This is a genomic window from Streptomyces capillispiralis (genome assembly GCF_007829875.1).
Taxonomy (GTDB): Bacteria; Actinomycetota; Actinomycetes; order Streptomycetales; family Streptomycetaceae; genus Streptomyces; species Streptomyces capillispiralis.
In genome coordinates this window covers 2,869,264-2,892,556 of record NZ_VIWV01000001.1, presented here as the reverse complement: position 1 = coordinate 2,892,556, position 23,293 = coordinate 2,869,264, and the positions used below count along the sequence as shown (strand labels likewise).

Here is a 23,293-nt window from a genome sequence, read left to right as displayed (position 1 = left end):
AGGCGTACTCCCGGAGTGCTGAGGTATGTCCCGCACGAGCGTCTGTGGTGTGCGGGCCCTGCCGGGCTGAACACGCCTCGGCCTCACTCCATCGTACGGGGCCGCCGCCGGGTCCGCCGTCGCGAGCCCACGGGGCCCCTGTGACCCCCGGGAACCGTAAGGGTACGTTCGCATATCGGTGTGCACGCCGACACGTTTCGGACATGTAAACAAAATGCTGTGGGCATTTGACCGATTTGCCGGTTTGTCCAGAGAGGTGTCAAGCGCGCGTAGATGTCAATCTTTGCAATTTTTGCTCAAAATATGGACGGTAGGGAGATCCCTATGTCTTCCGCCCTTGACGCGCGTTGACTCGTTTGGCGAAAGTTCCCCCAAACCACAGAACCTGCCGGTATCTGTGCTGCGCTCAACTCTCCAACCCCCCGGGGGACGAACACGATGACCAGTCCAATCAAGGCCGAGGACTCCGGGTCCGCGGCTGTCTTGGACCCTGAGCTCGCAGCGACCACGGAGAACGCGGTCGCCCAGGGCGAGAAGCAGCCCGAGGGTCGTTCCCCCGGCCAGTTGATGTGGCAGCGCTTCAAGCGCGACCGTACCGGAGTCGTTTCCGCGTGCGTAGTGATTTTCTTCTTCGTGGTCGCGGCGCTCGCTCCGCTCATCGCGAAGGTGTACGGCAAGAATCCCTACACGCTGTACGCGCAGGAGCCGGACTACCCGTTCCTCCTGGACGACTTCGCCATGCCCACCGGTTCCTTCGGCGGCATGTCGGGCGAGTTCTGGTTCGGCGTGGAGCCCAAGCTCGGCCGTGACGTGTTCACGATGCTGCTGTACGGCATGCGCACCTCGCTGTACATGGCCGTGGTCGTCACGACCCTGTGCGTGGTCACCGGCGTGATCATCGGCATGATCATGGGCTACTTCGGCGGCCGGGTGGACTACTGGATCGGCCGGGTCACGGACTTCTTCCTGGCCTTCCCGCAGCAGCTGTTCTTCATCGCCTTCATGCCCGTGGTCACCGCGATGTTCGTCGACCCGCAGGACGAGACCCCCACCTACCTGCGGGCCGTGGCGATCATCCTGGTGATGTGGTTCCTCGGCTGGATGGGCCTGGCCCGTCTGGTGCGCAGTTCCGTTCTCTCGCTGGCTGACAGGGAGTTCGTGGAGGCGGCCAAGGTGTCCGGTGCCTCTCCCTGGCGCATCGTGCGCAAGGAGATCCTGCCGAACATCGTCACACCGATCCTGGTGCAGGCCACCTACATCCTCCCGAGCACGATCCTCACCATCGCCTTCCTCTCGTTCATCGGTGTCGGCTTCGTCGAGCCGACTCCCGACTGGGGCCGCATGTTCGCCATCGGCGCCGACGTGTACGAGCAGGACCCGATGTTCATGTTCTTCCCGGGCGCGGCGCTGGTGATCTTCGTCCTCACCTTCAACCTTCTCGGAGACTCCGTCCGGGACGCATTCGACCCCAAGACCGGACGCTAACCGTCCATTGGTGGTGGGGGAGCTGCCGCCCCCGTGCCGGGTGACCGGACCGTCAGGCAGCACTCGTGGACAACTATCGACAGGTAGGTGCATCGGCATCATGAAGCCCATCAGAACGCGCACCGCGCGTGCCATCGCCGTGGCCATCGTGGCCGGCTCCCTGGCGCTCACCGGCTGCTCCGGTGACAACGGCAGTGGCAGCAAGGGCAAGGACGACTCGAAGTCCCAGAAGGACGCTGCCGAGCAGCAGGATCCTGTCGCCTACGCCGACGCGGCCGCCTCCAACGGCCCGGCCGAGGAGGTCGCCGGGGCCAAGTCCGGTGGCTTCATCAACGTCTACATGCAGTCGGACCTGAGCCACATGGACCCGGGCCAGATCTACGTCAGCGACGCCGGCCAGTTCGCCAACCTGGTCCACCGCGGTCTGACGAACTTCCAGGAGGACGAGGAGGGCAACCTCACCGTCGTCGGTGACGTCGCCACCGACTCCGGCCAGTCCTCCGACGGCGGCAAGACCTGGACGTACAAGCTCAAGGACGGCGTCAAGGACGAGGACGGCAACGAGATCACCTCGGCCGACGTCCGCCACACCATCGAGCGCCAGTACTCGAAGGTCATCTTCGACGGTCCGACGTACGTCCAGACCTGGCTGTCGGGCGCCGACTACCGCAAGGACCTGCCGGACGGCCCGTACAAGGGCAAGCACCTGCCGGACTCCGTGCTGGAGACGCCGGACGACAAGACGGTCGTCTTCCACTTCGACCAGCCGCGCCCGGACCTCCCGCAGGCCCTGGCCATGGCCGGCTACGCCATCGTGCCCGAGAAGCAGGACACGAAGGAGAAGTACGACGACGCCCCCGCCGCGCTCGGCCCCTACAAGATCGCCGAGTACAAGCCGGGCAAGTCGATGAAGCTGGTCAAGAACGACCAGTGGGACCCCAAGACGGACTCGGTGCGCCACCAGTACGTCGACGGCTACAACTTCACCAGCACCATCGACCAGCCCAGCCAGACCAAGCGTCTGATCGCCGACCAGGGCGAGGCCAAGAACGCCATCCAGTTCACGGACTCGGTGGACCCGGCCCAGATGTCCACGGTCATCGGTGACGCGGAGGCCAAGAAGCGCACCATCCAGGGCTACCAGCCCTACGTGTGGCAGCTGACCTTCAACCTGGACCGGATGAAGGACAAGAAGATCCGGGACGCGATCACGTACGCGATCCCGAACCAGTCCATGGTTCAGGCGGACGGCGGCCGCTACGGCGGTGAGATCGCCGGCGGTCTGCTCGCCCCGACCCTGCCGGGCTTCGACGCCACCTACGACCCGTTCGGCAAGCTGAAGAAGCCCAACGGCGACCCGGAGAAGGCCAAGCAGCTGCTGAAGGAGGCGGGTGTCAAGGAGGGCACGAAGCTCACCTACGCCTACTCCAACACCCCGCGCGGCCAGGCCCAGATGGTCATCATCAAGGACGCGCTCAACAAGATCGGCTTCGACATCCAGGCGAAGGAGATCGACCGGGCCAGCTTCTACGAGCAGGTCGGCAAGCTGAAGAACCCGTACGACCTGTACATGACCGGCTGGGGCCAGGACTGGCCGTCCCCGTCCACGGTCATCACCCCCGTCTACGACGGCACGCAGGTCCAGGACGGTGCGTCGAACTACTCGCACATCAACGACGCGCAGGTCAACGAGCTGATCGAGAAGGCCCTCACGCAGCAGCCGGAGGAGGCCGCCAAGACCTGGGAGCAGGCTCACCACCGCATCGTGGAGGAGATCAACCCGGCCGCCCCGGTCTACTACTCGAAGCAGATCCAGCTCTTCGGTTCGAACATCGGTGGCGCCAAGTACAGCAACGAGTCGAGCTACATCGACATCAACGACCTGTACCTGAAGCAGCCGTAACCCGTCAGCTCGGCTGACCGCGGGGGTGTGCGCCAGGCGGAGCGCACCCCCGCGGACGGTACCCCCTCCCTGCCGCCGCGTTTCGAAGAGAGCATCCACCCGCCATGCTTCAGTTCCTCATCCGCAGGCTGATCGGCGCCGTCGTCATCATGTTCCTGATCGGCGCCTTCACGTTCTTCCTGTTCTATACGATCCCCCAGGACTTCGCTGCGCTGTCCTGCGGCAAGAACTGCTCGCCGGAGAACCTCGCGGTGATCCGCGAGAACCTGGGCCTGGACAAGCCCATCACCACCCAGTTCTGGGAGTTCATGTCGGGCATCGTGGCCGGCCGTGACTTCCCGCAGGGGCACTGCTCCGCGCCGTGCCTGGGTGTTTCCTTCGACACCGGCACCTTCGTGTGGGACTCCATCATCGATCGCTTCCCGACGACGCTGTCCCTGACCGTCGGCGGTCTGGTGATCTTCCTGACGCTGGGCCTCGGCTCGGGTCTGCTCGCCGCCTGGAAGCGCGGCACGGTCGTCGACAAGCTCGTCAGCGGCGCCTCGATCGTGCTCAGCTCGTTCCAGATCTACTTCCTGGGCCCGATCGTCCTCGGCATCCTGGTGTACAGCTCGGGCCTGATGGAGAACCCGAAGTACTATCCGTTCACCGAGAACCCCTTCACCTGGGCCCTCGGCATGCTCATCCCCTGGCTGGTGATGGCCACCATCTTCACCGCCCAGTACACGCGTATGTCCCGCTCGACCATGATCGAGCAGTTGCAGGAGGAGCACGTCCGCACCGCGCGCGCCAAGGGCATGCGGCAGCGGTACGTCTTCTTCCGCTACGCCTGGCGTGGTTCGCTCATCCCGATGGTCACGATCCTCGGCATGGACCTCAGCGCGCTGCTGTCCGGCGCGGTGGTCACGGAGTTCACGTTCGACCTGGCCGGCATCGGCCGTCTCGCGGTCGACTCGTCGCTCACCAAGGACCTGCCGGTGACCATGGGCGTCATGCTGTTCGGGGCCTTCTTCATCCTGATCCTGAACATCATCGTCGACCTCGCGTACGCCTACATCGACCCGCGCGTGCGGCTCAGCTAGGAGAAACACCGTGACCACACTGACCAAGACCGAAGGCGAGAAGGCCCCGACCGGGCCGGACTCCTTCCTCTCGGTCCGCGACCTGCGGGTGCGGTTCTCCACTGAGGACGGCATCGTCAAGGCGGTCGACGGGCTGTCCTTCGACGTCGAACGCGGCAAGACGCTCGGCATCGTGGGCGAGTCGGGCTCCGGCAAGTCCGTCACCAACCTGACGGTCCTCGGCCTGCACAACCCCAAGACCACCACCGTCGAGGGCGAGATCCTCCTCGAGGGGCAGGACCTGGTCACCGCCTCCGAGAAGGAGATGGAGAAGCTCCGCGGCAACAAGGTCGCGATGATCTTCCAGGACCCGCTGACGGCGCTCTCGCCGTACTACACGGTGGGCCGGCAGATCGCCGAGCCGTTCATGAAGCACACCGGTGCCTCCAAGAAGGAGGCGCGGGAGCGGGCGATCGAGATGCTGACCAAGGTCGGCATCCCTCAGCCCACGTCCCGGGTGGACGACTACCCGCATCAGTTCTCCGGCGGTATGCGCCAGCGCGCCATGATCGCCATGGCGCTGGTCTGCGACCCCGACCTGCTGATCGCGGACGAGCCGACCACCGCCCTGGACGTGACGGTCCAGGCGCAGATCCTCGACCTGCTCAAGGACCTCCAGCAGGAGTTCGGCTCCGCGATCATCTTCATCACCCACGACCTCGGCGTCATCTCCGACATGGCCGACGACCTGCTGGTGATGTACTCGGGCCGGGCCGTGGAGCGCGGTGGCGTCCGCGAGGTGCTGCGCGAGCCCAAGCACCCCTACACCTGGGGCCTGCTCAGCTCGATGCCGCGGCTCGGCGGCGACACCTCGCAGGCGCTGAACCCGATCCCCGGGTCCCCGCCCAGCCTGCTCAACCCGCCCTCCGGCTGCCCCTTCCACCCGCGCTGCGCCTTCACCGGCGAGGTGGGGGGCGACCGGTGCAGCACCGAGCGCCCGCCGCTCGGCGAAGGCCGCGCGGCCGCGTGCCACCTGACGGCGGAACAGAAGCAGACCATCTTCATCGACAAGATCCAGCCCCGGCTGCGCTAGGGAGATCCGAGACATGAGCGACAACCTCACCCTCCCCGCACAGCAGGGCTCCACCGGTGCGTCCGCCGAGACGCTGCTGACGGTGGAGGGCCTGACCAAACACTTCCCGATCTACGGCGGCTTCCCGATCAAACGGAAGGTCGGCGCCGTGCAGGCGGTCGACAACGTCGACCTGACCGTCGGCGTCGGCGAGAGCGTCGGCCTGGTGGGTGAGTCGGGCTGCGGCAAGTCGACCACGGGCCGGCTCATCACCCGGCTCCTGGAGCCGACCGGCGGCAGGATCACGTACGCGGGCCAGGACATCACGCACGCCTCGCGCAGGAAGATGGCGTCCGTGCGGTCCGAGATCCAGATGATCTTCCAGGACCCGTACTCCTCGCTGAACCCGCGGCAGACCGTCGGCACGATCATCAAGTCGCCGATGGAGGTCAACGGGATCAACCCGGCGGGCGGCCGGGAGAAGAAGGTGCGCGAGCTGCTCGAGCTCGTCGGCCTCAACCCCGAGCACTACAACCGCTTCCCGCACGAGTTCTCCGGCGGCCAGCGCCAGCGCATCGGCGTCGCCCGTGCCCTCGCGCTCAACCCGAAGCTGATCGTCGCCGACGAGCCGGTCTCCGCGCTGGACGTGTCGATCCAGGCGCAGGTCGTCAACCTGCTCCAGAAGGTCCAGGAAGAGCTGGGCATCGCCTTCCTGTTCATCGCCCACGACCTCGCGGTCGTCCGGCACTTCTCGCAGCGCGTGGCCGTGATGTACCTCGGCAAGGTGGTCGAGGTCGGCGACCGGGACTCGATCTACAACCGTCCCCGGCACCCCTACACCCACGCCCTGCTGTCGGCCGTGCCCGAGGTGGCCATGGACGACGAGGTCGACAACCGGGAGCGCATCCGGCTCGCCGGTGACGTGCCCTCGCCGATCATGCCGCCGTCCGGCTGCCGCTTCCGCACCCGCTGCTGGAAGGCGCAGGACAAGTGCGCCACCGAGGAGCCGCCGCTGGTGCAGATCTCCGGCAACCGTGAGGGCCACCTGACGGCCTGCCACTTCCCGGAGGACCCGAGCACCGGGGCCCGTACCGAGGACGTCGTCCTCGACCCGGCCCTGAAGGCCATGGAGGGCGTCGAGAAGGACTGACGCCCCGTCCAGGAGTCCACGAGCAGCGGCTGCCGTACGCCCCCGTCAGGGGCGCGCGGCAGCCGCTGCTCGTCCGCGTTCTTCATACGTACATATGGCTGGTGTCGGCCCCGGACAGGCGCCGTACATGTGCGAAGTGATCCTTTTGCCTTGATATTGGCGTGAAGGTCCACGTACGTACGAGGAGGCACCCCATGCGCCGAGCCCCGCACGCCCGACGGGCCGCCTGTGCGGTGGCGGTCGCCCTCGCCGCGACGGCCTGCGGAGGCGGTGACGGCGGCGGCAGCGACACCGGCGCCGTGCTGAGCGCCTCCTGGGGCGATCCGCAGAACCCGCTGGAGCCGGCCAACACCAACGAGGTCCAGGGCGGCAAGGTCCTCGACATGATCTTCCGCGGTCTGAAGCGCTACGACCCGCGGACCGGCGAGGCCAAGGACATGGTCGCCGAGAGGATCGAGACCTCCGACTCGCAGAACTTCCGCGTCACCATCAAGGACGGCTGGACCTTCAGCAACGGCGAGAAGGTCACCGCCCGGTCCTTCGTCGACGCCTGGAACTACGGCGCGAGCCTGAAGAACAACCAGCGCAACTCCTACTTCTTCGGCTACATCGAGGGCTACGACAAGGTCCACCCCGAGGAGGGCGGCACACAGACCGCCGACACCCTCTCCGGGCTGAAGGTGGTCGACGACCGGACCTTCACCGTCCGGCTCACCCAGAAGTTCTCGACCTTCCCCGACACCCTCGGCTACAACGCCTTCGCCCCACTGCCCCGCGCCTTCTTCGACGACCACGACGCCTGGGTCAAGAAGCCCGTCGGCAACGGCCCCTACGTGGTCGACTCCTACACGCGCGGCTCGCAGATGGCCCTGCGCACCCGCGAGGACTACCCCGGCCCCGACAAGGCGCAGAACGGCGGCGTCGACCTCAAGGTCTACACCGACAACAACACCGCCTACACCGACCTGATGGCCGGCAACCTCGACCTGGCCGACGACATCCCCGCCGCCCAGCTGAAGAACGTGAGGAACGACCTCGGCGACCGCTACCTCAACACCCCCGCCGGCATCATCCAGACCCTCGCCTTCCCCCACTACGACAGGAACTGGAGCACCGCCGGCGCGGAGAAGGTCCGCAAGGGCCTGTCCATGGCGATCGACCGCGAGCAGATCACCGACACCATCTTCCAGAGGACCCGCACCCCCGCCACCGACTGGACCTCTCCCGTCCTCGGCGAGGACGGCGGCTTCCAGGAGGGCCTGTGCGGGGAGGCCTGTGAGTACCGGCCCGACGAGGCCAAGAGGCTCATCGAGGAGGGCGGCGGCCTGCCCGGCGGCAAGGTGACGATCACCTTCAACGCCGACACCGGTTCCCACCGCGAATGGGTCAACGCCGTCTGCAACTCCATCAACAACGCGCTGGACAACGAGCGTGCCTGCACCGCCAACCCGGTCGGCACCTTCGCCGACTTCCGCAACCAGATCACCGACCGCAAGATGAGCGGCCCGTTCCGCGCCGGCTGGCAGATGGACTACCCGCTCATCCAGAACTTCCTCCAGCCGCTCTACTACACCGACGCCTCCTCCAACGACGGCAAGTGGTCCAACGAGGAGTTCGACGACCTCGTCGACCGCGCCAACCGGGAGACCGACGACGCCCGGGCCGTCGACCTGTTCCAGCAGGCCGAGGAGGTCGTCCGCGACCACATGGCCGCCATCCCCCTCTGGTACCAGAACGGCAGCGCGGGCTGGTCCGAGCGGCTGTCCGACGTCAGGCTGAACCCCTTCAGCGTCCCCGTGTACGACCAGATCAAGGTGAGCTGAGCCGCCATGGGGCGCTACGTCGTCCGGCGGCTGCTCCAGATGATCCCGGTGTTCGTCGGGGCCACGCTGCTGATCTTCCTCATGGTCAACGTGATGGGCGACCCCGTCGCCGGCCTGTGCGGGGAGCGCCAGTGCGACCCGGCGACCGCCGCCCGGCTCAAGAAGGAGTTCGGCCTGGACAAGCCGGTCTGGCAGCAATACCTGACCTACATGGGGAACGTCTTCACCGGCGACTTCGGCACGGCCTTCAACGGCCAGGAGGTCACCGAGCTGATGTCCACGGCGTTCCCCGTCACCATCCGGCTCACCCTGATCGCGATCGCCTTCGAGGTCGTCGTCGGCATCACCCTCGGCGTGGTCACCGGACTGCGCCGGGGACGCCCCGTCGACACCGGCGTCCTGCTGGTCACCCTCGTCGTCATCTCCGTGCCCACCTTCGTCACCGGCCTGCTGCTCCAGCTGCTGCTCGGTGTGAAGTGGGGCTGGATCCGGCCCTCGGTCTCCTCCGAGGCGCCCTTCGACGAGCTGATCCTGCCCGGCCTGGTGCTGGCCTCGGTCTCCCTGGCGTACGTCACCCGGCTGACCCGCACCTCCATCGCCGAGAACCGCCGCTCCGACTACGTCCGCACCGCCGTCGCCAAGGGCCTGCCCCGGCACCGGGTGGTCGTGAGGCACCTGCTGCGCAACTCCCTCATCCCCGTGGTCACCTTCATCGGCGCCGACATCGGCTTCCTCATGGGCGGCGCGATCGTCACCGAGCGGATCTTCAACATCCACGGCGTCGGCTACCAGCTCTACCAGGGCATCCTGCGGCAGAACACCCAGACCGTGGTCGGCTTCGTCACCGTGCTGGTGCTGGTCTTCCTGGTCGCCAACCTCGTCGTCGACCTCCTGTACGCCGTACTCGACCCGAGGATCCGCTATGCCTGACCGGCACCACGAACCCGAGCGCGCCATCGCCGGAACCGGAATGGGCGGCGCCATGGACCTGGGCGTCGACGAGGCCGAGACCCTGGAGCAGCGCCCGGCCGGCCCGGACGGCACCGGACCGCAGGACCGGCCCCGCTCGCTGTGGTCCGACGCCTGGCGCGACCTGCGCCGCAACCCGGTCTTCATCCTCTCCGCCCTGGTCATCCTCTTCCTGCTCCTCATCTCCCTGTGGCCCTCGGCCATCGCCTCCGGCAGCCCCCTCGCGTGCGACCTGGCCAAGGCCCAGGAGGGCTCGCAGGCCGGCCACCCCTTCGGCTTCGACGGCCAGGGCTGCGACGTCTACACCCGCACCGTCTACGGCGCCCGCACGTCCGTGGCGGTCGGTGTCCTCGCCACCCTCGGCGTCGCCGTCCTGGGCAGCGTCCTGGGCGCCCTCGCGGGCTTCTTCGGCGGCATCTGGGACTCCGTCCTGTCCCGGATCACCGACGTCTTCTTCGCCATCCCCGTCGTCCTCGGCGGACTGGTCCTGCTGTCCGTCATCACCAGCAACACCGTCTGGCCGGTCATCGGGTTCATCGTGCTGCTCGGCTGGCCGCAGATCTCCCGCATCGCCCGCGGCGCCGTCATCACCGCCAAACAGAACGACTACGTGCAGGCGGCCCGGGCCCTCGGCGCGTCCAACACCCGGCTCGTGCTGCGGCACATCGCGCCCAACGCCGTCGCCCCGGTCATCGTCGTCGCCACCATCGCGCTCGGCACGTACATCGCCCTGGAGGCCACCCTGTCCTACCTGGGCGTCGGCCTGAAGCCGCCCAGCGTCTCCTGGGGCATCGACATCTCCGCGGCCTCCCCGTACATCCGCAACGCCCCGCACGCGCTGCTGTGGCCCTCCGGGGCCCTCGCGGTCACCGTGCTGGCGTTCATCATGCTCGGCGACGCGGTGCGCGACGCCCTCGACCCGAAACTGAGGTGAGCCGCCGTGCTGCTCGACGTCCGCGACCTGCACGTGGAGTTCCGCACCCGGGACGGGGTCGCCAAGGCTGTCAACGGCGTCAGCTACGGCGTCGACGCGGGCGAGACCCTGGCCGTGCTCGGCGAGTCCGGCTCCGGCAAGTCGGTGACCGCACAGGCGATCATGGGCATCCTCGACGTGCCGCCCGGCCGGATCACCGGCGGTGAGGTCGTCTTCCAGGGGCGGGACCTGCTCCGGCTCAAGGAGGACGAACGCCGCAAGGTGCGCGGCGCCGACATGGCGATGATCTTCCAGGACGCGCTGTCGTCCCTGAACCCCGTGCTCACCGTCGGCGACCAGCTCGCCGAGATGTTCACCGTCCACCGGGGCATGTCCCGCAAGGACGCCCGGGCCCGCGCCGTCGAGCTGATGGACCGGGTGCGCATCCCCGCCGCCCGGGAGCGGGTGAGGCAGTACCCGCACCAGTTCTCCGGCGGCATGCGCCAGCGCATCATGATCGCGATGGCGCTGGCCCTGGAACCCGCCCTGATCATCGCCGACGAACCGACCACCGCCCTCGACGTCACCGTCCAGGCCCAGGTCATGGAACTGCTCGCGGAACTCCAACGCGAGTACCGCATGGGCCTGATCCTCATCACCCACGACCTCGGCGTGGTCGCCGACGTCGCCGACCGCATCGCCGTGATGTACGCGGGCCGCATCGTCGAGTCGGCCCCCGTCCACGACATCTACAAGGCCCCGGCCCACCCGTACACGCGCGGCCTGCTGGAGTCCATCCCGCGCCTGGACCTCAAGGGCCGCGAGCTGTACGCCATCAAGGGCCTGCCGCCCAACCTGACACGCATCCCGCCGGGCTGCGCCTTCCACCCCCGCTGCCCGCTCGCCCGCGACGTCTGCCGCACCGACGAACCCCCGCTGTACGAGGTCTCGGACACCCGGGGGAGCGCCTGCCACTTCTGGAGGGAGTGCCTGGATGGCTGAGCCGATCGTCGAGGTCGACAACCTGGTCAAGCACTACCCGCTCACCCGGGGCGTGCTGCTGCGCAAGCAGATCGGCGCCGTGCGCGCGGTCGACGGCGTCGACTTCCACCTCGGACGGGGCGAGACACTGGGCATCGTCGGCGAGTCGGGCTGCGGCAAGTCCACGGTCGCCAAGATGCTGGTCAACCTGGAACGGCCGACGGCCGGTGCGATCCGCTACAAGGGCGAGGACATCACCCGGCTGTCGGGCCGGGCGCTCAAGGCCGTACGCCGCAACATCCAGATGGTGTTCCAGGACCCGTACACCTCCCTCAACCCCCGCATGACGGTGGGTGACATCATCGGGGAGCCGTACGACATCCACCCCGAGGCGGCCCCCAAGGGCGACCGGCGCCGCAAGGTGCGGGACTTGCTGGACGTGGTTGGCCTCAACCCGGAGTACATCAACCGCTATCCGCACCAGTTCTCCGGCGGCCAGCGCCAGCGCATCGGCATCGCCCGCGGGCTGGCCCTGCGCCCCGAGGTGATCGTCGCCGACGAACCGGTCTCCGCGCTGGACGTCTCGGTCCAGGCCCAGGTCATCAACCTGATGGACCGGTTGCAGAGCGAGTTCGACCTCTCCTACGTGTTCATCGCGCACGACCTGTCGATCGTGCGGCACATCTCCGACCGGGTCGGGGTGATGTACCTCGGCCGGATCGTGGAGACCGGCACGGACACCGAGATCTACGAACACCCCACCCACCCGTACACCCAGGCCCTGCTCTCCGCCGTGCCCGTCCCCGACCCGGAGGCCCGGGAGCACCGCGAACGGATCATCCTCAGCGGCGACGTCCCGTCCCCGACGAACATCCCCTCCGGCTGCCGCTTCCGCACCCGCTGCTGGAAGGCGCAGGAGCGCTGCGCGCTGGAGGTGCCGGCCCTGGCGGTGCCCGCCTGGTTCCGTACGGCGGGCGGCCCGGCGGCGCACGACTCGGCCTGCCACTTCGCGGCGGAGAAGCAGGTGGTCCCAGTGGAGGGGGAGCATGGCGGCGGGCCGGGGTGACATGGCGCACCCCGGCCCGCTCGACGGCACCCGCACGGCCGTACGCTGTACAGCCTCGCGTGTCCGTATATCGGTACCGCTTCCGTCAAGTTGCCTGTGTGTTAACGCGGTTCGTCCCCGTTTGCCGGGGCGAGCGCCCGCTTGAGGAAGTCGAGCTGGAGGCGGAGCAGGTTCTCGGCGACCTCCTCCTGCGGGGTCATGTGCGTGACACCGGACAGCGGCAGCACCTCGTGCGGGCGGCCGGCCGCCAGCAGCGCCGAGGACAGCCGCAGCGAGTGGGCGACCACCACGTTGTCGTCCGCCAGCCCGTGAATGATCATCATGGGACGGTGCGGCTCCGCGGCGTCGACCAGGCCCGCGTCGTCGATCACCGAGTTGCGGCGGTAGACCTCCGGCTGCTCGCCCGGGTGCCCGAGGTAGCGCTCCTGGTAGTGGGTGTCGTACAGCCGCAGATCGGTGACCGGGGCGCCCACCACCGCCGCGTGGAAGACGTCCGGGCGGCGCAGCGCCGCGAGGGCGGCCAGGTAGCCGCCGAAGGACCAGCCCCGGATCGCCACCCGGCCCAGGTCGAGCGGGAAGTCGGCGGCCAGCGCCTGGAGGGCGTCGACCTGGTCCTGCACGACGGTCGCGGCCACCTCGTCCCTGATGGACTTCTCCCAGGCGGGCGAGCGGCCCGGCGTCCCGCGCCCGTCCGCGACGACCACCGCGAACCCCTGGTCGGCGAACCACTGCGAGGTCAGGTGCGGGTTGTGGGCGGCGAGCACCCGCTGCCCGTGCGGACCGCCATAGGGGTCCATGAGCACCGGCAAGGGGGTGTCACCGGCGTAGTCCCGAGGCATAAGCACGGCGCACGGGATGCGGCGTGCGCCCCCCTGTGTCAGCGTCACGCGGGGGGACATACCAGGATCTTCGGCGTACGAGGGGACAGTCGCCGTCGGTTTCCCGTCACGCAGCACCCGCACCCGCGCACCCGGCACGTCCGGCGTCGCCGAGACGAGCACGGTCACCCCCGCCGCACGCACCGCCGAGTGCACGCCGGGCTCCTGCGAGACGCGCTCCACGCCCAGCTCGTTCACCCGGTACACGTGCACCTCACCCGTCTCCGGGGCGGCCGCCTCCTCGCCCGCCGACGCCGAGACCAGTACGTCGTCGTCCGAGACGTCGAGCACCGCCCGGAGGTGCAACTGCGGCCCGGTGAGCGGGCGTTCCCCCACGGCGAGGCGCCGCGCACCCCCCTCGTCCGCGATCCGCACCAACTGCCCCGAAGGACTCCAGCACGGCACCCCGGGGAAAAGTTCAAGCCAACTTGGATCTTCGTCGGCGTGCACCATCCGGGTCCGGCCCGAGTCCGGCTCCACGGCCAGAATCAGCTGACTGCGCTGGTCGCGCGCCTGTACGAGCAGTAGCGGCGCACCCGCCGCTGACCAGTGCACACGTGCCAGATAGGGGTAGCGCGCCCGGTCCCAGGAGACCTCCGTGCGCACCCCGTCCAGCCCGATCACGAACAGCCGTACGTCCGCGTTCGCCGTGCCCGCCGCGGGGTAGCGGACCTGGCTCGGCTCACGCCCCGGATGAGCGGGATCGGAGATCCACCACCGCTCCACCGGCGTGTCGTCCGCCCGCGCCACCAGCAGGCGGTCCGACTCCGGAGCCCACCAGAAGCCCCGCGAACGCCCCATCTCCTCGGCCGCGACGAACTCGGCCAGACCGTAGGTGACACCCTCCGACTCCGGGGTCGCGAGCGCCCGGTCGTCCGCCCCCTCCGCCCCGACGACCCGCAGCGCACCTCGGGCGACGTAGGCGACGTGCCGCCCGTCGGGCGAAGGACGGGGGTCGATCACCGGCCCCGGCGTGGGCAGTTCGCGCGCCGTCCCGGCCCGCAGCTCGGCCGCGAAGAGCCGCCCTGACAAGGCGAAAGCGGCCAACTCGACCGCCGCGTCGGTGGCATAGCCGACGATGCCGGCACCCCCCTCCCGGCTCCGCTCACGCCGCGCGCGCTCCTCCGCGGACAGGCGCTCGGAAGCGCCGCCCAGGAGGGCGCGCGGGTCGGCCGCCACGCGCTCCCCGCCCTCGTCGAGGTCCAGGACCCAGAGCGAATTGGCCCGGTCCGTACCGGAAGCGGAGCGCAGGAACACGACACGCGAGCCGTCGGGCGCCACGGTGAACGAACGCGGCGCGCCGAGCGTGAAGCGCTGGGTACGGGCGTGCCGTCGGGGGAAGGAGTCAGCCTCGGTCGTCATGCCCTGACCATATTGGCCATGCGCCCCCTTGTGCGGCCGTGCGCCGATCGATGCGCACGTACGGATAGTTATGATCGTTAGCGCATAGTGGGTATGAACCTGCTGGCTGCTGTGTGGATTTACTGCCCCCATATTCCTACCCCCCCGCGCTTTGGGATCCTTGGAGGTGAACCGCCGTGGCACTCTCGATATCGGCGGTGGTGCTGCTGGCGATCATCGTCTTCTTGTTGATCAAGAAGTCGGGCCTGAAGGCGGGGCATGCCGTCGTGTGCATGCTGCTCGGCTTCTACCTCGCCTCGTCGACGATCGCCCCCACCATCAGCGAGCTGACGACGAACATCGCGGGGATGATCGGCAGTATCAACTTCTGACCGCGCAGCCGTAACCGTGCGCCGGCCGACCGGCCGGCCCGCCGGACCGGTGCCGAACACCGAGCGCGCGGCGCCGCGTCCCGCCGCTCGCTGCGCCGTACGCCGCGTCGGCCCTGACGGCGGCCACCCGCGCCCCGGCGCGCTCCAGTACGGGCCTCGGCGCCACGGCCGGGGCGTCCGCCGGGTCGGCGGTCGCGGTCCGTGCGTGGGTTCCGCGGCCCATGCGTGGTCACCGCGCCCGCACGCTGCCCCTGACGGGGTTCGTGCCGCCCCCGCTCGTCTGAGCGGCCCGTGAACGCTGAGGCCCGCCGTGCTCACGAGTCTCGACAGGCAACACCGCACACCCCACCCGCCCACCACCAGGGCACCCGCCCCACCGCCACAGAACCGATGACCACCCCGCCGCCTCATAAGCTGGCCCCATGACGGAACTGCCCGACCGACGCCTGCTCCTGGTACACGCCCACCCGGACGACGAGTCCATCAACAACGGCGCGACCATGGCCCGCTACGCCGCCGAGGGCGTCCACGTGACACTGGTCACCTGCACCCTCGGCGAGCGCGGCGAAGTCATCCCGCCCGAGCTGGGCCACCTGAACGGGGCCGCGCTCGGCGGACACCGGCTCGGCGAGCTGACGGACGCCATGCGCGCGCTCGGCATCACCGACTTCCGGCTCCTCGGCGGCGCCGGGCGGTACTGCGACTCCGGGATGATGGGGCTCGCCGACAACGACGACCCCGGCTGCTTCTGGCAGGCCGACGTCGACCAGGCCGCCGGGCTGCTCGCCGAGGTCGTCCGGGAGGTCCGGCCGCAGGTCCTCGTCACCTACGACGACAACGGCGGTTACGGCCACCCCGACCACATCCAGGCCCACCGCGTCGCCATGCGCGCCGCCGACCTGGCCGCCTCCTCCGGCTGGGAGATCCCCAAGGTCTACTGGAACCGGGTGCCCCGCTCCGTCGCCGAGGCGTCCTTCAAGCGCCTGCACGACGACCTGCCCGGCCTCCCCTTCGCCGCGGCGGCCACCGTCGACGACGTACCAGGCGTCGTCCCCGACGAGCGGATCACCACGGCGATCGACGGCACCACGCACGCCGCCGCCAAGGCCGCCGCGATGCGCGCCCACGCCACCCAGATCACCGTGGCCGAGCCCTACTTCGTCCTCTCCAACGAACTCGCCCAGCCCCTCTTCACCACCGAGTACTACGAGTTGGTACGCGGTGAACGTTCCGAAACGAGAGAGAGCGACCTGTTCGCCGGAATCACCGTGGGGGACGCGTCATGAGCGGCGACAGGACGACGCCCCTGATGGCGCAGCCGATCCGCCCGCCCTCCGCCGGACGCGTCGGCGCCTTCCTGGGGCTGTTCCTGCTCGGCGCGGTGGTCGCGGTGGCCGGGGCGCTCGTACAGCCCGCGTGGTTCCCGGGCGGACTGCTGCTGGCCCTCGCCGGCGAGGCGGGGACGGTCCTGGGCGCGGCCCGCTTGATGCGCAGCCGTGCCGGTGGCGGGGCGGTCGCCGGCGGCTGGATGCTCGTCGTCATCCTGCTCACCGCCGGCCGCCCGGAAGGCGACTTCCTCTTCGCCGCCGGCGGCGGTTCCTACCTCTTCCTGCTCGGCGGCATCGCCGTCGCTGTGATCTGCGCCACGCTCGCTCCCGGGCGGCAACCGGACGGCCGTCCCGTCCGACTTGGCAAGTGACGTACCACTTCGCCGTGTCACGAGCGTGCGGGTCCGGTGTGGGTTTCGCCAGCGGTCCTGGGATACGGGCCGGATGCGGCCAGTAAGGTGGTGCGCGCCGCCGAGCCTTTCCCCGCACTCTCGGCTCCGTTCCGAGCTGGGGACCCCCACCGTGAGGTCGTGACGGGCGGCGGAGCCAACCGGGAGAACCTGCCTTGAGTCGTGAAACTGACACTCCGTCCTCCGGGCCCAACGGGCACGGCGGAGCCGCCTACCCGTCGGGCACCCCGCCCTACGGCATCCCGGCGATTCCGGACGAGGGTACGGGCGCGGGCCGGCCGGCCGCGCGGCCGGAGGAACGCAAGACCGAGACCACGCTGACGACCCGGATCCGGATCAACATCCCCGGATCGCGGCCCATTCCGCCGGTCGTCGTGCGCAAGCCCGTCACGGACGCGGAAGCCAAGGACACCACCGAGGCCGAGTCGGCGGCACCGTCACCGGCCGACACGGCGGAGCCTCCCGCGCAGTCCGCCCGGCCCGCCGGGGCCTCCCGTCCCGACCAGCCGTCGTCCCCGGACAAGCCGGCCAGCGACTGGTTCGCGCCCCGCAAGTCCGGCCCGGGCAAGGGCGGTCCGGCCGCAGGCCCGGCCAACGGCACGGGCGCGCCGAGCGGTTCCACCCCCGGCACGGGCGGAACCACACCGAACGGAACCGCGCCGAACGCAGCCGCACCCGCCCCCGGCACCGGCGCTCCCGGCACCGGCACCCCCGGTGGCGCGCGGCAGGGCGCCGGGCGCCCGGGCGGCGTGGTCGGCTCGATGAGCGCCCCGGCCGGCTCCCGCCCCGGCGGCCCCACCGGCGCGACCGGTGCGACCGGCGGACCCGTGGCCCCCGGACACGGCGGCGGCACCGGTTCCTTCGACGTGACCGAGGCACTGGCCGGGGGACCGGCGGCCACCGGCTCCCGCCCGGGCACGGGCCACGGCGGCGGACCGCGCCGCCACGACCTGCCGTACCTCCCCGAGGAGACGCCCGGCGGGCGCGCCCCGGACGGCGTACCGGGACAGGGCGGCCACCCCGGCCCCGGTGCCCAGAGCCACCCCGGCGGCCCCCAGAGCCCCGCCGGCCCGACCGGCGGCCCGGTCACCGGCGACGGGCCGATGGCCCCGCCCACCGCGTCCGGCCCCACCGCCCCCGCCGGTGAGCAGAACCGCCTCGGCATCCCCGGCGGCGGCCTCAGCGACGACACCGCGATCCTCACGCCCCAGAAGCCCGCCGAACCGGGCACCCCGGGCTACGGCCCCCGCCACGACAACGTCTCCGGGCACACCGTCACCAGCGGCATCCCGGTCGTCCCGCCGGGCGCGTCCTTCAACGCGGGCGGCGCCCCCGGCGACGGCCCGCTGCCGCACACGCCGCCCAAGCTGCCCGACCCGGTCTCCCCGCCCCCGGCGAACTCCTCCCGGCCGCCCAAGAAGAAGGGCCGCAACAAGCTGGTCCTGCTCTGCGGCTGCCTGGTCTTCCTCGGCGGTGTCGCCTACGGCGCCGGCCTGCTGATGAACCACTCCGACGTGCCCAAGGGCACCACCGTCCTCGGCGTCGAGATCGGCGGCGGCACCCGCGACGAGGCCGTGAAGAAGCTGGACGCGGCCCTCGACGACCGGGTGAACAAGCCGCTGAAGCTGTCCGTCGACGGCAGGACCGTCGACCTGGAGCCGGACAACGCGGGCCTCCAGGTGGACACCGACGCCACCGTCGCCGCGGCCGCCCGCAGCGACTACAACCCGGTCTCCGTGATCGGCTCCCTCCTCGGCAACCACCGTGTCGTCGACCCGGTCCTGCCCGTCGACGAGGAGAAGCTCCAGGCCGCCCTGGAGGACGCCGCGGGCGGAGCGGGGAGCATGACCGAGGGCACGATCACGTTCGAGTCCGGCAAGGCCGTCCCGGTGTACGGCAAGCCGGGCAAGGGCATCGACGTGACCAAGTCGACGGAGGCCGTGCGCGAGGCGTACCGCACCCAGGTCGAGACCGGCACCGCCGGCCCCGTGAACGTGCCGACGACCAGCCGCGAGCCGAAGGTCTCCAAGGCCGAGGTCGACCGGATGATGAAGGAGTTCGCCGAGCCCGCGATGTCGGCCATCGTGACCGTGCAGACCGACGCGGCGCACTCCATCCCGATGAGCCCGCAGAAGTCGCTGTGGAAGTTCCTCGGAGTGGAGGCCGTCAACGGCAAGCTCGTCGACAAGCCCGACCTGAACGCCCTGGAGGAGCTGTACGGCCAGACGTTCGACGGTGTGCTCATCACCCGGGGCAACGGCAAGAAGACGCCCGTCACCCCGCAGGACGTCTACGTCGCCCTCCGCCAGGCGCTGACCAGCAAGACCGATCGGGTCGCCGTGATCGAGACGAACCCCAGCTGACCCGAACCGCGGAACGGGGCGCCCGACGGCACCGGCCGCCGGGCGCCCCCTCGCGTCGGGCGCCCCTCGTCCTAGTTGAGCAGCGCCAGCGCCGCCCGGGCCTGCCCCCGCACCCGCTCCGCCGCCGGCTCGTCCACCGCGGCCACCACCTCGGCGTACGCCTCCAGCTCCCGTGCGCCGTCCCGGAAGTCCCCGCGCCGCACCAGCAGCTGCGCCCGCTCGTAGCGCAGCCGGGCCGGGTGCGTGGGGAGGAGCAGGGACAGGTCCACCGCCCACAGGGACACGTCGGAGCGCTCCGGACGGGCCGCGGCCCACGCCCGGATGTTGTTCAGGACGCGCAGGACGACGTCCAGCGTGTCGGCGGGCGTCAGCATCGACGCGTCCAGCGGCGCCCCCATGGCCCCGGCGACCAGCAGCTCCGCGTCGGAGCCCGTCAGGACCCGGCCCCCGTCGAAGGGATCGGCGAGCACCTGGCCCTCCGCCTCCCCGAAGCCGACGACGAAGTGCCCCGGCAGCGCCACCCCGTACACCGGCGCGCCCGCCCGGCGGGCCACCTCCAGCCACACCACCGACAGCAGGATCGGCAGCCCGCGCCGCCGCCGCAGCACCTCGTGCAGCAGCGACGACTCCAGCCGCCGGTAGTCCTCCGGGCCGCCGCCGAAGCCGTACCGCCCGCCCAGGAGGTCCCGCAGCGCGAGCGCCCAGGCGTGCGGTGTGCCGGGCCGGTAGGGGAGTTCGCCGGCCAGCCGGTCCAGTTCCACCTGCGCGCCGTCCATCGCCGCCTCGTCCAGGGCGCCGTCCGCCTCCGCGCCCAGCAGCAGGCACAGCGTCGACAGGTCGGGCCGCTCGCAGCGGGCCTCCTCGGCGAACCGCCGGCGCAGCTCGGCGGAGCGCTCGGGCGGGGGCGGGTGGGGGGAGCGCATACCCCGTTCGTGCCCGCTCACGGCGATCCCGCACCCGTGTCGGCCGAGGATTCCGGCGCGCGGTAGTGGTGGTACGCGTGGTGCACGGCGAAGCCCATGCGCTCGTACAGCGCCCGCGCTCCCGCGTTGTCGTCCTCGACCTGGAGCCAGGCCGCGGAGGCGCCCTCGTCCAGCGCCCGCCGGGCCAGCGCGGCCATCACCGCCGTCGCCAGTCCCCGCCGCCGCCGTGCCGGGTCCACCTCGACCGCCGCGAAACCGGCCCACCGCCCGTCCACGACGCACCGCCCGATCGCGGCGGGGGCCTCCTCGCCCGGCACCGTGGCGAACCACACCGAGGGCCCGCTGCCCAGCACCCGCAGGGCCACCTCGCTCACCCCCCGGCGCTGGTAGCGCGCCAGCCACGCGTCGTCGGCGTGCCGCGACAGCACGACCCCGGACGGTTCCGCGCCCAGGTCCGCGACCGGCGCGAGCGGCCCGGTCCACAGCTCGGCGGTCACCTCCCGCACCCAGCCCCGCCGCTCCAGCTCCGCGCACAGCAGCTCCTGCGCGCCCGGAGCGCCGGTCGCGGTCTGCACGTAGGCGGGCAGGCCCCGCGCGGCGTACCAGCGGCGGACGGCCGTCAGCGCCTCGTCCAGCGGCACACCCGGGTCACCGAGCGGCAGCACCGAGTTGGCCCGCCGGGTGAAGCCGCGCGCGGCCCGCAGCTCCCACTCGCCGAGCCGCTCGCTCTCCACGGGCCGCCACGCCCGCGCGGAGACCCGCGCCAGCTCCTCGTACGAGGCGGCCGGACCGCGCCGACGCGCCGGGGCGGACGGGACCACCTTGCCCGCGACCAGCGCGGACTCCGCGACGCGGACACCTTCGCCGTTCTTCCTTGTGATCCGCAGCACACCGTTGTCCCATGATGTGAGAACACCGACCGTGTCGGTGAACTTCTCACCCGAGGGACCATGTTCGATCAAGCTCCTGACGGAGACCCGTTTTCCCACGTCAGCAGTGGTGATACGGACCTCGAGGCGCCCGGCGGCAGAGATTTCCACAGGTCAGTTCACCCCTCCTGTTCGGATCATGCCCAAGAACGGAGATACTAGGGGCGGGCATCGACGACGCCGCGCTCCCGCGCGCCAGGCGGCGGAGCCTGAGGAGGCCCGCCAGCGCCCTATCGAGGAGGAACGACAGCGTGACCTACGTCATCGCGCAGCCTTGTGTCGACGTGAAGGACAAGGCGTGCATCGAGGAGTGCCCGGTCGACTGCATCTACGAGGGCCAGCGGTCCTTGTACATCCACCCGGACGAATGCGTCGACTGCGGCGCCTGTGAACCGGTCTGCCCGGTCGAGGCCATCTTCTACGAGGACGACACTCCGGAGGAGTGGAAGGACTACTACAAGGCGAACGTCGAGTTCTTCGACGAGCTCGGCTCGCCCGGCGGCGCCAGCAAGCTGGGGCTGATCGAGCGCGATCACCCGTTCATCGCCGCGCTGCCGCCGCAGGCGTAGCCGTCCCGTCGGCGGCCCCCGCATCGACGTGCCGCCTTGGTCCCGTACGGCCCGACCGCCGTACGGGACCAAGGCGTTTGCCGTACCAGAAAGTGAGCCCGTACCCGTGTCCGCAGTCTCCGACCGGCTGCCCACCTTCCCCTGGGACAAGCTGGAGCCCTACAAGAAGACGGCCGCCGCGCACCCCGACGGCATCGTCGACCTCTCGGTCGGCACCCCCGTCGACCCGGTCCCCGAGCCGGTCCAGAAGGCGCTGGTCGCCGCGGCGGACTCGCCGGGGTATCCCACGGTCTGGGGCACCCCGGAGCTGCGTGACGCGCTGACCCGCTGGGTGGAGCACCGGCTCGGCGCCCGGGACGTGACCCACCGCCACGTGCTGCCGGTCGTCGGCTCCAAGGAACTGGTCGCCTGGCTCCCCACACAGCTCGGTCTCGGCCCGGGCGACACGGTCGCCTACCCGCGCCTGGCCTACCCGACGTACGAGGTCGGCGCCCGGCTGGCCCGCGCCGCGTACGTGTCCTACGACGATCCGACCGAGCTGGACCCGGCGGGCCTGAAGCTGCTCTGGCTGAACTCGCCGTCCAACCCGACCGGCCGGGTGCTGTCCAAGGAGGAGCTGACCCGGACCGTCGCCTGGGCCCGCGAGCACGGCGTCCTGGTCTTCTCCGACGAGTGCTACATCGAGCTGGGCTGGGAGGCCGACCCGGTCTCGGTGCTGCACCCCGACGTCAACGGCGGATCGTACGACGGCATCGTGTCGGTCCACTCGCTGTCCAAGCGCTCCAACCTCGCCGGCTACCGCGCCGCCTTCCTCGCCGGTGACCCGGCGGTCCTCGGGCCGCTGCTGGAGATCCGCAAGCACGGCGGGATGATGACGTCCGCGCCGACGCAGGCGGCGGTGGTGGCCGCCCTGGGCGACGACGAGCACGTCCGGGTCCAGCGCGAGCGGTACGCGGCCCGGCGCACCGCCCTGCGCGAGGCGCTGCTGGGCCACGGCTTCCGCATCGAGCACAGCGAGGCCAGCCTCTACCTGTGGGCCACGCGCGACGAGTCCTGCTGGGACACCGTCGCCCACCTCGCCGAACGCGGCATCCTCGTCGCCCCCGGCGACTTCTACGGCCCGGCGGGCGAGCACTTCGTGAGGGTGGCCCTGACCGCCACGGACGAACGCGTCCGGGCGGCGGTGGCCCGGCTGACCGCCTGACACCGCTGCGGCGGGACGGGGCACACACGGCGACGGGGCCCGGGGAGAACCCCGGGCCCCGTCGCCATACGGCCGGGCGCCGAACCTCAGACGAGCGGCAGCGTCTTCGCCGACGGCACGCCACCCTTGGTGAGGGACTCCGTCGGCAGCTTCTTCACCGCGGGCACCGCCTTCCGCACGGTCTTGCCGGCGGCCGGCGCCACCTCGTCGGCGTCGTCCGTGGTGTCGGCGACGTCCTGCGCCGCGCCGTCCACGGTGTTGTCGGCGACCCCGTCCAGGGCGGTCAGCCCGCCGATGGTCGGGGTGGCCGGCAGCTCCGGAGCCGCGCTGGCGGAACCGGCCGCACCGACCCCGGCGGCCGCTCCCGCAGCGACGAGCAGCGCGGCACGGGCGATCCGACGGGTCAGGGGGAGGGACATGGTGCTCCTTCGACGGGAGGAAACGATGAGTGTCCGGCCGGCCCGGAAGGCGATCGACTGGCTGTGGACCGTCGGGCTCGGACGCAGTGACTACCGCTCGACCGCCGGGAAGGT

General features: G+C 70.6%; 20 protein-coding genes. 16 read left to right on the top strand and 4 right to left on the bottom strand.

The features are described 5' to 3' along the window. Window positions 1–438: 438 nt before the first annotated feature. The 10 genes from FHX78_RS11920 to FHX78_RS11875 all read left to right on the top strand — a co-directional run bounded on the left by FHX78_RS11920 (window position 439) and on the right by FHX78_RS11875 (window position 12,423). Window positions 439–1,485 carry an ABC transporter permease gene (locus tag FHX78_RS11920; RefSeq protein ID WP_145867418.1) on the top strand — a complete coding sequence of 349 codons (1,047 nt, stop codon included), beginning with the start codon at window positions 439–441 and terminating at the stop codon, window positions 1,483–1,485. A gap of 100 nt (window positions 1,486–1,585) precedes the next feature. Continuing rightward, the gene (locus tag FHX78_RS11915) at window positions 1,586–3,388 is read left to right on the top strand and encodes an ABC transporter substrate-binding protein (protein ID WP_145867417.1); all 1,803 of its coding nucleotides are present in this window, start codon (window positions 1,586–1,588) and stop codon (window positions 3,386–3,388) included. Window positions 3,389–3,492: 104 nt separating this feature from the next. Continuing rightward, window positions 3,493–4,470 carry an ABC transporter permease gene (locus FHX78_RS11910; protein ID WP_145867416.1) on the top strand — a complete coding sequence of 326 codons (978 nt, stop codon included), beginning with the start codon at window positions 3,493–3,495 and terminating at the stop codon, window positions 4,468–4,470. Window positions 4,471–4,480: 10 nt separating this feature from the next. Continuing rightward, on the top strand, window positions 4,481–5,542 hold the full coding sequence (locus tag FHX78_RS11905; protein ID WP_145867415.1) for an ABC transporter ATP-binding protein: 1,062 nt from the start codon (window positions 4,481–4,483) through the stop codon (window positions 5,540–5,542). A gap of 13 nt (window positions 5,543–5,555) precedes the next feature. Next, window positions 5,556–6,671 carry an ABC transporter ATP-binding protein gene (locus FHX78_RS11900; RefSeq protein ID WP_145867414.1) on the top strand — a complete coding sequence of 372 codons (1,116 nt, stop codon included), beginning with the start codon at window positions 5,556–5,558 and terminating at the stop codon, window positions 6,669–6,671. Between the two features lie 194 nt (window positions 6,672–6,865). Continuing rightward, the gene (locus tag FHX78_RS11895) at window positions 6,866–8,494 is read left to right on the top strand and encodes a peptide ABC transporter substrate-binding protein (protein ID WP_145867413.1); all 1,629 of its coding nucleotides are present in this window, start codon (window positions 6,866–6,868) and stop codon (window positions 8,492–8,494) included. A 6-nt stretch (window positions 8,495–8,500) separates the two neighbouring features. Beyond that, window positions 8,501–9,424 carry an ABC transporter permease gene (locus FHX78_RS11890; protein WP_145867412.1) on the top strand — a complete coding sequence of 308 codons (924 nt, stop codon included), beginning with the start codon at window positions 8,501–8,503 and terminating at the stop codon, window positions 9,422–9,424. Further along, window positions 9,417–10,397: an ABC transporter permease gene (locus FHX78_RS11885; protein ID WP_145867411.1), complete on the top strand. Its 981-nt coding sequence runs from the start codon at window positions 9,417–9,419 to the stop codon at window positions 10,395–10,397. The genes FHX78_RS11890 and FHX78_RS11885 overlap by 8 nt, the downstream gene beginning before the upstream one ends. A gap of 6 nt (window positions 10,398–10,403) precedes the next feature. Further along, complete coding sequence (locus FHX78_RS11880) at window positions 10,404–11,378, top strand: ABC transporter ATP-binding protein (RefSeq protein WP_145867410.1); 975 nt, start codon at window positions 10,404–10,406, stop codon at window positions 11,376–11,378. Further along, the gene (locus FHX78_RS11875; protein WP_145867409.1) at window positions 11,371–12,423 is read left to right on the top strand and encodes an ABC transporter ATP-binding protein; all 1,053 of its coding nucleotides are present in this window, start codon (window positions 11,371–11,373) and stop codon (window positions 12,421–12,423) included. Before FHX78_RS11880 ends, FHX78_RS11875 begins: the two co-directional genes overlap by 8 nt. Before the next feature lie 101 nt (window positions 12,424–12,524). Here FHX78_RS11875 and FHX78_RS11870 read toward each other — a convergent pair whose 3' ends face one another. After that, window positions 12,525–14,663 (bottom strand): S9 family peptidase, encoded by a 2,139-nt coding sequence (locus tag FHX78_RS11870; RefSeq protein WP_145867408.1) that lies wholly within the window; start codon window positions 14,661–14,663, stop codon window positions 12,525–12,527. Between the two features lie 176 nt (window positions 14,664–14,839). Between FHX78_RS11870 and FHX78_RS11865 the strand changes: the two genes are divergently transcribed. The 4 genes from FHX78_RS11865 (at window position 14,840) to FHX78_RS11850 (ending at window position 19,135) form a co-directional block, all read left to right on the top strand. Further along, window positions 14,840–15,034, top strand: coding sequence for a hypothetical protein (locus FHX78_RS11865; protein WP_030860044.1), 195 nt, complete (start codon window positions 14,840–14,842; stop codon window positions 15,032–15,034). Between the two features lie 422 nt (window positions 15,035–15,456). Next, window positions 15,457–16,320, top strand: coding sequence for an N-acetyl-1-D-myo-inositol-2-amino-2-deoxy-alpha-D-glucopyranoside deacetylase (gene mshB, locus FHX78_RS11860; RefSeq protein WP_145867407.1), 864 nt, complete (start codon window positions 15,457–15,459; stop codon window positions 16,318–16,320). Next, the gene (locus tag FHX78_RS11855; RefSeq protein WP_145867406.1) at window positions 16,317–16,733 is read left to right on the top strand and encodes a DUF6113 family protein; all 417 of its coding nucleotides are present in this window, start codon (window positions 16,317–16,319) and stop codon (window positions 16,731–16,733) included. Before mshB ends, FHX78_RS11855 begins: the two co-directional genes overlap by 4 nt. Window positions 16,734–16,927: 194 nt before the next feature. Next, window positions 16,928–19,135, top strand: coding sequence for a hypothetical protein (locus tag FHX78_RS11850; RefSeq protein WP_145867405.1), 2,208 nt, complete (start codon window positions 16,928–16,930; stop codon window positions 19,133–19,135). Window positions 19,136–19,206: 71 nt separating this feature from the next. Here the strand turns inward: FHX78_RS11850 and FHX78_RS11845 are convergent, their stop codons facing one another. Together FHX78_RS11845 and FHX78_RS11840 are read right to left on the bottom strand one after the other, a co-directional pair. Next, on the bottom strand, window positions 19,207–20,016 hold the full coding sequence (locus FHX78_RS11845) for a transglutaminase family protein (RefSeq protein WP_373312993.1): 810 nt from the start codon (window positions 20,014–20,016) through the stop codon (window positions 19,207–19,209). Window positions 20,017–20,075: 59 nt separating this feature from the next. Beyond that, complete coding sequence (locus FHX78_RS11840) at window positions 20,076–21,098, bottom strand: GNAT family N-acetyltransferase (RefSeq protein ID WP_145867403.1); 1,023 nt, start codon at window positions 21,096–21,098, stop codon at window positions 20,076–20,078. A 140-nt stretch (window positions 21,099–21,238) separates the two neighbouring features. On the opposite strand from FHX78_RS11840, the gene fdxA reads away from it, so the two are divergent. Continuing rightward, window positions 21,239–21,556 (top strand): ferredoxin, encoded by a 318-nt coding sequence (gene fdxA / locus FHX78_RS11835; protein WP_004926152.1) that lies wholly within the window; start codon window positions 21,239–21,241, stop codon window positions 21,554–21,556. Between the two features lie 106 nt (window positions 21,557–21,662). Then, window positions 21,663–22,760, top strand: a complete 1,098-nt coding sequence (locus FHX78_RS11830; RefSeq protein WP_145867402.1) for a bifunctional succinyldiaminopimelate transaminase/glutamate-prephenate aminotransferase — start codon at window positions 21,663–21,665, stop codon at window positions 22,758–22,760. 86 nt (window positions 22,761–22,846) lie between these two features. On the opposite strand, the gene FHX78_RS11825 is transcribed toward FHX78_RS11830, so the two are convergent. Further along, complete coding sequence (locus FHX78_RS11825; protein WP_145867401.1) at window positions 22,847–23,179, bottom strand: ATP-binding protein; 333 nt, start codon at window positions 23,177–23,179, stop codon at window positions 22,847–22,849. Window positions 23,180–23,293: the final 114 nt, after the last annotated feature.